Origin of the sequence: Colwellia sp. 5_MG-2023 (assembly GCF_030547795.1) — a bacterium.
In the GTDB taxonomy this organism is placed as follows: domain Bacteria; phylum Pseudomonadota; class Gammaproteobacteria; order Enterobacterales; family Alteromonadaceae; genus Colwellia.
Map to the genome: position 1 here is coordinate 1 of NZ_JAUOPW010000048.1, position 7,685 is coordinate 7,685.

Genomic DNA, 7,685 nt, shown 5'->3' on the forward strand with positions numbered 1-7,685 from the left:
ATAGATAAACTTTTCAGCAACTAGGTGCTTCAAAGAACGCGTATAATAGCTATAATTATATAAGCTAGCAACCGTTTTCTTCTTCCTTTTCACTAGGAAGCCTAAAAGCTATAGTTCAAAATCGCCAAAATCTAACGCTTTGTCATCAGATAAAGTTATTTTTTTAGGTTCATCTAACAATGAAGGCTGCTCTACCTGCTGCTCTGGTAAAGTTTTAGCTACTTCAATAGCTTTCGGATTTTCTTTATTTTTTTGACGCTTTTTACGCTGAATACAGCGTTTGATTACTTTTTGTTTTGTATCGTTATCAAGATGAACCCATTCTTTTCTTTCTTCACGCGTACGCATGCAGCCAAGGCAATAGCCCTTTTCATTCGATTGACATACTTCCACACAAGGACTTGGAATATCAAAGAACTCTAGCTGCATTTTTGTTAAACCTTATATAAGAAGACCTTATAACATCAAAAAAGAATCCTTCTAGCCTAGCTTATCTGTTGCTATATGATATTCAGGATCTTCAATCACATTTACTTCAACTAAGTCTCCTGCTTTTTCTAATAACACCTGGCACTCTTGACTTAAATGTTTTAAATGCAATTTTTTACCTTTAGCAAGATAACGTTCAGCTAAAGTATCAATAGCCTCTATTGCCGAATGATCAGCAACACGAGAGCGTTTGAATTCAATCACAACATCATCACTGTCCTTTTCAACATCAAATTGCTCCAAAAAGGTCGAAACAGAACCAAAGAAAATAGGACCAATCACTTCATAAACAGTTGAACCTTGTTCATCAGTATTACGATTAACTTTTATTCGTTTAGCATGTTCCCAAGCAAAAACTAATGCAGAAACAATAACACCTACTACCACAGCTATTGCTAAATCAGTAGCAACGGTAACACCAGATACCAGTACGATAACAAAAGCATCAGCTTTAGGTACTTTTTTCAATATACGGAAGCTTGACCATTCAAAAGTACCAATAACAACAATAAACATAACCCCAACTAACGCAGCTAACGGGATCATTTCAATTAAACCTGAAGCAAATAAAATAAAGCCAAGTAATGCAATAGCCGCAGTTATACCAGAAGCTCGGCCTCTACCACCAGAATTTACATTGATCATAGATTGCCCAATCATGGCACACCCCCCCATACCACCAAAGAAACCAGTTACCGTGTTAGCAGCTCCTTGAGCAACACACTCTTTATTACCTTGACCACGAGTTCCAGTTAGCTCATCAATAAGTGTTAAGGTTAATAGCGATTCAATTAAACCAATAGCGGCAAGTACCAGTGCAAAAGGTAAGATAATTTTTAAGGTTTCAAGATTAAAAGGTACATTCGGAATAGAAAATTGTGGCAAACCACCAGCAATAGAAGCCGTTGGGTCGTTAGTCATATCACGTAAAAAATCCACCACTGTACGGGTATCTAGCCCTAAACTCTGTACTAATACAGTAACAACAACAATAGCTACCAGTGATGAAGGTATTGCCCTAGTTAATTTAGGTAAAAAATGGATAATCGCCATTGTTAATAAGATTAACCCTGCCATTATCATCATTGGAGTGCCTTGAAGCCACTCTAATTCGCCTGCACTATTAGTAACTTTAAATTGGCCAAGTTGTGCTAAGAAAATAACAATCGCTAAACCATTAACAAATCCCAACATTACAGGGTGCGGTACCAAGCGAATAAACTTACCTAATTTAAATAGTCCGGCCAGTATTTGCAGCAACCCGGTTAAGACAACCGTAGCAAAAAGGTATTCAACCCCATGAATAGCCACTAAACTAACCATAACAACAGCCATAGCACCTGTTGCCCCTGAAATCATTCCTGGTCGGCCACCGAATATAGCAGTAATTAAGCCAACCATAAAAGCAGCATATAGTCCAACTAAAGGCTCTACACCGGCAACAAAAGCAAAAGCGACAGCTTCTGGCACCAAAGCTAAAGCGACGGTTAAGCCCGACAAAACATCATTTCTCAGGTTTGACACTTTACTGGTATGTAATTCAAACATTTTTATCTCATTGGTTATATTGAATACGTTGGTATAAACGTATTCATGAAGTTAAGAACAGCGAAGACACCTAAAGCTAACAAGCTTAGATATATACAGAGTTTCAGTTAGATTTAAGGCGCGAGAATACTATAGATCTAATGTGAAAAAGTCAATATATGCTTGTTTTTAGAACGATATTAGCTCCGTTACATAGCATGTATTATTTATAAGTTAAATAGCCTAGTCTTTAACTGGTACTTTTACCTTAAAGCTACTACCTTGCTCGGTTTCAAGTAGTTTAATTGTTCCACCTAATTTAGTATTAACCAAATTAAAAACAATATTCAAGCCTAAACCAGAGCCACCTTGTCCACGCTTTGTTGTAACAAATGGATCAAATATACGCTTTTCAAGTGCATCAGGCACACCCTTACCATTATCACTATAAAGCAATGTTAAATAACCATTATTTTTAGTGAATTCTATTGAGATTTCCCCTTCAATTCGCTCTTCAAACCCGTGGATATGAGAGTTCATTAGGAAGTTCGTTAATATTTGATTCCAAGCACTCGGGTAAGTTATTAAGCTAATGTCTTTATCGACCTCAATATTAATAGTATATTTTTTCTGTTTAAAGAGTGTTTTAACCGTGTTTACTACATCGTAAACATGTTGAGATAAATTAATATTAACTTCAGGATCCGTATGCTGTTCAACAGCAACCGATTTAAAACTTCGAATAAGCTCCACTGATTTATTTAAACTACGCTCAATTATTTGCTCGTATTCCATCAATAAGCTTAATGTTTCGGTAAGAAATGATTTCGTTAACTCCTGTGACTCAATGGCTTCTTGCAGAGCTTCAACTTTTTCTTTTAATGCGGTGATTGATGTAACACAAATCCCTAGTGGCGTATTTACTTCATGAGCAACACCCGCCACTAACTGACCAAGAGATGCCATTTTCTCAGATTGTACTAATTGATCTTGTGCTAATGTTAAATTGTCGAAAGAACTTTGTAATTGTTGATTACTTTGCTCTAATTTAGCCGTTCTATCATGAACTTTAACTTCTAATTCACCATTTAACGCTAGCAAAGCGTTTTCCGCATCTTCCAGCTTAAATATTTCATCCTTCAGCTTAATGCGCATACTATTTATCGCACGTACCAAATAATCTAACTCATCTTCTTTTTGTGGCCTATTAGACAGAACTAACTCTTTATCTAAATTATAACTAGCAAGTTCTTGAGTATAGTGAGTAATTTGAACTAAGTGTCTAACAACGATTTTATTGACGATAATAATAATAATAAAAGTTAAAATGAATATCTTAATAAACTCAGCTGCTAATATAAATCCAGCTTGTTGCCATAATCGATGATAAATATCTTGATAAGTGCCGTAAACTTGTAAGGTCCCTACGTGTTTACCTTCAAATTTTATTGGATATTCAACAAACTTTTTAACCGTGAAACTACCATCACCATATTCATATAAATAATCAAAATCATTTTTAACCACAACTAAGCCGATATCGGGTAAATCAACAATACCCTGTACTTGTTGTGCGACTAAAGGCTCATTAAAATCCCACAAACTAGTAGCGATAGATGGTATATAACTTTTTTCTATATTTTTAAAGCGCTGTTCTAATAGCTCTACGTCATATTGGAAAGAGGAATAAAGTTGAACAATGGTTGAAAATACAGAAACAAGCGTACTGCATAATAAAATATAAACTAATAACCGCTTGGTAAGTTTGTCATTGATTTTTACTGCTTTATTCATTAATGCTGCTCATTGACATTATTTTTCATCCATAAACCTTAATTTAAGGTGTGTTAATGATAAAAGTCAATGTAAACAATTATAAATAATAAGGCGAAAATAAAATAATCACGTAAAACCCCTTTGCACTAAATAAAAGAGAAGGAATTTATTAATAAGCATCGAACACAAAGAGTATTTTTAAAGTAATATTGAAACGTGTTTACAATCCTGGCAAGACAACTAAAATAATCAGATATTTTACTGTTAAAAGTTGTTACTATCCTTTCATAATTATTACATGAGAAAATAAATGCAAATTATAGCTGTACTTGCCCTAGCCATAATGGTGTGGTTAATTTGGCAATTAATTAAAGCTAAGCGTTTTACACGCTTTAAGCAAAAGATTGAGGATGAACTAAAAGAGCAGGTTATCGCGAGTATTATTGAAGAAATGGCAGAAAGCCGCAGTGATATATTTCCAAATAACGAATATCACCAAGAGGCAACAATATATTACTGGTGCCAATATAAAAGTCGCATATTGCATGCAGCCTTACAACGAGAAATAATTACAGAGCAATGGCTTAAAGATTCAGGTAACTTACGTAATGCACAACACTTGTTCTTTGTTGAAAGTAAGTACTTACCTTCAACAAAGAATACATAAATAGAAACACTACATTTTAGAAAATTGAATATCCCAAACACCATGACCTAAACGGTGACCACGGCTTTCAAATTTAGTTAGTGGTCTTGAGTCTGGACGTGGAACATAATCATTAGTATCAGATAAGTTCTTATAGCCTTGTGAATTTTGCATATCTTCAAGCATACACTCTGCATAATTCTCCCAGTCTGTCGCCATATGGAAAACCCCACCAACTTTTAGCTTTTTACGAATAGCTTCAACAAAATCAGCTTGTACAATACGGCGTTTATGATGTTTCTTTTTATGCCAAGGATCAGGAAAAAATAACTGTACTGTAGTCAGGCTATTCTCAGGAATACAATCAGCTAAAATCTCAATGGCATCATGCTCATATACTTTTAAGTTTTCAACCCCTTCTTCAGCTGCTAAAGAAATACAAGCCCCTACACCAGGTTTATGTACCTCAACACCAATAAAGTTTAATTCTGGTGCTGCCTTAGCCATTTCAACTAATGATTTTCCCATGCCAAAACCAATTTCTAAAACGACAGGATTATCATTGCCAAATAATGCCTCTACATCAATTAAACCATCACTGTGATTTAACCCCATAGTTTGCCAATGGTCATTTAAAGCACGTTCTTGCCCTTTAGTTAAACGACCTTCACGCTTAACAAAGCTACGTACTTTACGAATGTACTTACCTTCTTTTTCCGCTTCCTCTATCGTTTTGTGAATGCGGTTTTCATTTTCTTTTTCAGTCATTTTTCTATCTTTCTATTTGATTTAAAGCAATAAACGCTGGCATCTCTAGCATCAAGGAGTAAATAAAACATTTCAAGCTAAGTATTAAGCATATTTGCCACTTATTGCACCATGTAAAAATGTTTTTAAATAACTTTAGGCTATTCAGCCCACCATACATCGTAAAGTTCACTCACTGCTACTGCAGTAGCACCGTTATCGGTTAACCATTTTTCAACCGCAGCTCTATGTTCATTTGTACATGAACCTAGTTTTTGTGTGCAAATTAAACCATGCCACAACGTATCACCTTCACCACCAAAACCTAATCCGTTCGGTTGAATCACTTCACTAAAGAATTTATCAATAAATGCATCAAGTTCATCGCTAGTTATGCCTTCATTTAGTTTCCAAGCAACGTCAAAACCTAATTCTTTAAACTCATCAACTCTTAATTTTTTACGTATACGCTGACTTCGGTTCTTTGCATCAACTTTCATGGCATAGCCTTAATAATAGTTACTAAAAATAATTACCGCTATTATACAGATTTCATCCCAAGCAATAAAACTAATTTATTCAACTATCACTTTCTTTAAAAACAAACTCTTTTGAGTCAATCAAAATAATTAGTTACACTGCGCTTACATACTTAAAAGTGAAGTTTATTACCATCAATACTCCAATTTCCACTCCCTTAAAAAAAGATGTAAATATATCCACAGCATCTGCTAAGCAGTTTGCAGCTCAAGTAGTTACTTGGTATCACCATCAAGGCAGAAAACACTTACCGTGGCAGCAAAATAAAACGCCATACAGTGTTTGGGTGTCTGAAATAATGCTTCAGCAAACCCAAGTAGCAACGGTTATTCCATATTACCAACGTTTTATGGAGAGCTTTCCCACCATAACTAGCTTGGCTAATGCAGATGAAGACAATGTACTACACCATTGGACAGGTTTGGGCTATTACGCCAGAGCACGTAATTTACACAAAGCAGCTAAGCTCATTGTAAGTGAGCATAAAGGTATTTTTCCTGAAAATATTGAACAGGTAATTGCACTACCAGGTATAGGACGCTCAACTGCTGGTGCAATTCTAAGTTTATCGTTAAATCAATACCACCCTATTCTTGATGGTAATGTAAAGCGTGTATTAGCTAGAAATTATTTAGTAGAAGGCCATAATGGCTTAGCTAAATTTGACAAAGCACTATGGCAATTAAGTGAAATTTTAACACCTGCTACCGATACTGGTTTTTATACCCAAGCCATGATGGATTTAGGTGCAACTGTGTGTACTCGAAGTAAGCCAACATGTGAAGTATGCCCAGTACAAACAAGTTGCTTAGCAATGGCTAGTAATCTACAAGCTGAATTTCCTCAAAAAAAACCTAAGAAAAAAATTCCTGAAAAAAATACCATTATGGTTATTCCTAGAATAACAACGCCAACAAGCGATAGTGTATTAATGGAAAAACGCCCTCCAGCAGGTATTTGGGGAGGTTTATGGTGTTTTTATGAAGTAAGTGACAAAGATGATATTAATAGTTTATTGCAATCATTAGGCTTACAGGCCACAACCACAGAAAATTCATGGCAAGAATTAGTCACCTTTAGACATACCTTTAGTCATTTCCATCTGGATATTTCTCCTATTATAATTGACTGTATTCAAGTAACGTCCAATTCACATTCTCAGTGCAGTAATCAGGAAATTAATACTCAAGAAGTTAGCGAACCTAGAAAACAAAAATGGTATGATTTACACAGCGAAGCTAGCGTAGGTTTAGCTGCATCAACAAAAAAACTTATTGGCTTACTTCAAAATAACTAGCACTGTCTAGATAATGCCAATAATAAACGTCACGAAAACCTTATAACTAACAAGAGAGAATTATGAGCCGCACAGTTTTTTGTCAGAACCTAAAAAAAGACGCAGAAGGTCTTGGATTTCAACTATACCCAGGTGAAGTGGGTAAACGTATTTTTGATAATATCTCTAAAGAAGCTTGGGGACATTGGCAAAAGAAGCAAACAATGCTGATTAATGAAAAGAAAATGAATATGATGAATGCTGACGATCGCAAGTTTTTAGAAAGCGCTATGGTTGCTTATCTATTTGACGGTCTAGAGCCAGACATCGAAGGTTATGTTCCTCCTTCATCAAAATAACCCATATTTTTTCGTATCGTCATTATATTATCGCCAATAAACAAAGTTAAAAGTTATTGGTAATGATGAAAATGAAGCCTAATTAATATTTTTAGCTAGAAAATATATATGGCGCTTCACTTAATAAATTCATTACCATATTCATTTTAGCAGACAAGTTATTATTAAAAAGCCACTGTAATAGTTAAATAAACAGCAGTAAGCGTAAAAAAACAGCAAACAAACCTTTTTAATGAAAAACTTATAAAAAAACAGTTGACGAACAAAGAGAAAAACAGTCTAATAGCGCTCGTCTTAACGAGGTAACGAAAACACTTCGAAAAGC

At 35.0% G+C, this 7,685-nt stretch carries 8 protein-coding genes; 3 read left to right on the forward strand and 5 right to left on the reverse strand.

The window, feature by feature from the left end:
* Positions 1-108 precede the first annotated feature (108 nt).
* The 3 genes from Q4496_RS17640 to Q4496_RS17650 form a co-directional block, all read right to left on the reverse strand.
* Entirely contained in the window at positions 109-429 is a 321-nt protein-coding gene (locus Q4496_RS17640; RefSeq protein WP_215973592.1) for a DUF1289 domain-containing protein, read from the reverse strand.
* Between the two features lie 51 nt (positions 430-480).
* Entirely contained in the window at positions 481-2,037 is a 1,557-nt protein-coding gene (locus Q4496_RS17645) for a SulP family inorganic anion transporter (RefSeq protein WP_215973591.1), read from the reverse strand.
* A 222-nt stretch (positions 2,038-2,259) separates the two neighbouring features.
* Complete coding sequence (locus tag Q4496_RS17650; protein ID WP_215973590.1) at positions 2,260-3,810, reverse strand: ATP-binding protein; 1,551 nt, start codon at positions 3,808-3,810, stop codon at positions 2,260-2,262.
* Positions 3,811-4,102: 292 nt separating this feature from the next.
* On the opposite strand from Q4496_RS17650, the gene Q4496_RS17655 reads away from it, so the two are divergent.
* Entirely contained in the window at positions 4,103-4,459 is a 357-nt protein-coding gene (locus Q4496_RS17655; protein WP_303610950.1) for a hypothetical protein, read from the forward strand.
* Positions 4,460-4,468: 9 nt separating this feature from the next.
* Here Q4496_RS17655 and trmB read toward each other — a convergent pair whose 3' ends face one another.
* Positions 4,469-5,206 carry a tRNA (guanosine(46)-N7)-methyltransferase TrmB gene (gene trmB / locus Q4496_RS17660; RefSeq protein WP_303602863.1) on the reverse strand — a complete coding sequence of 246 codons (738 nt, stop codon included), beginning with the start codon at positions 5,204-5,206 and terminating at the stop codon, positions 4,469-4,471.
* Positions 5,207-5,346: 140 nt separating this feature from the next.
* Positions 5,347-5,685, reverse strand: coding sequence for a YggL family protein (locus tag Q4496_RS17665; protein ID WP_215973587.1), 339 nt, complete (start codon positions 5,683-5,685; stop codon positions 5,347-5,349).
* Between the two features lie 215 nt (positions 5,686-5,900).
* On the opposite strand from Q4496_RS17665, the gene mutY reads away from it, so the two are divergent.
* A complete protein-coding gene (mutY, locus tag Q4496_RS17670) occupies positions 5,901-7,022 on the forward strand; it encodes an A/G-specific adenine glycosylase (protein WP_303610952.1) in 1,122 nt (373 codons plus the stop codon).
* A gap of 62 nt (positions 7,023-7,084) precedes the next feature.
* Positions 7,085-7,360 carry an oxidative damage protection protein gene (locus Q4496_RS17675; protein ID WP_303610951.1) on the forward strand — a complete coding sequence of 92 codons (276 nt, stop codon included), beginning with the start codon at positions 7,085-7,087 and terminating at the stop codon, positions 7,358-7,360.
* Positions 7,361-7,685: the final 325 nt, after the last annotated feature.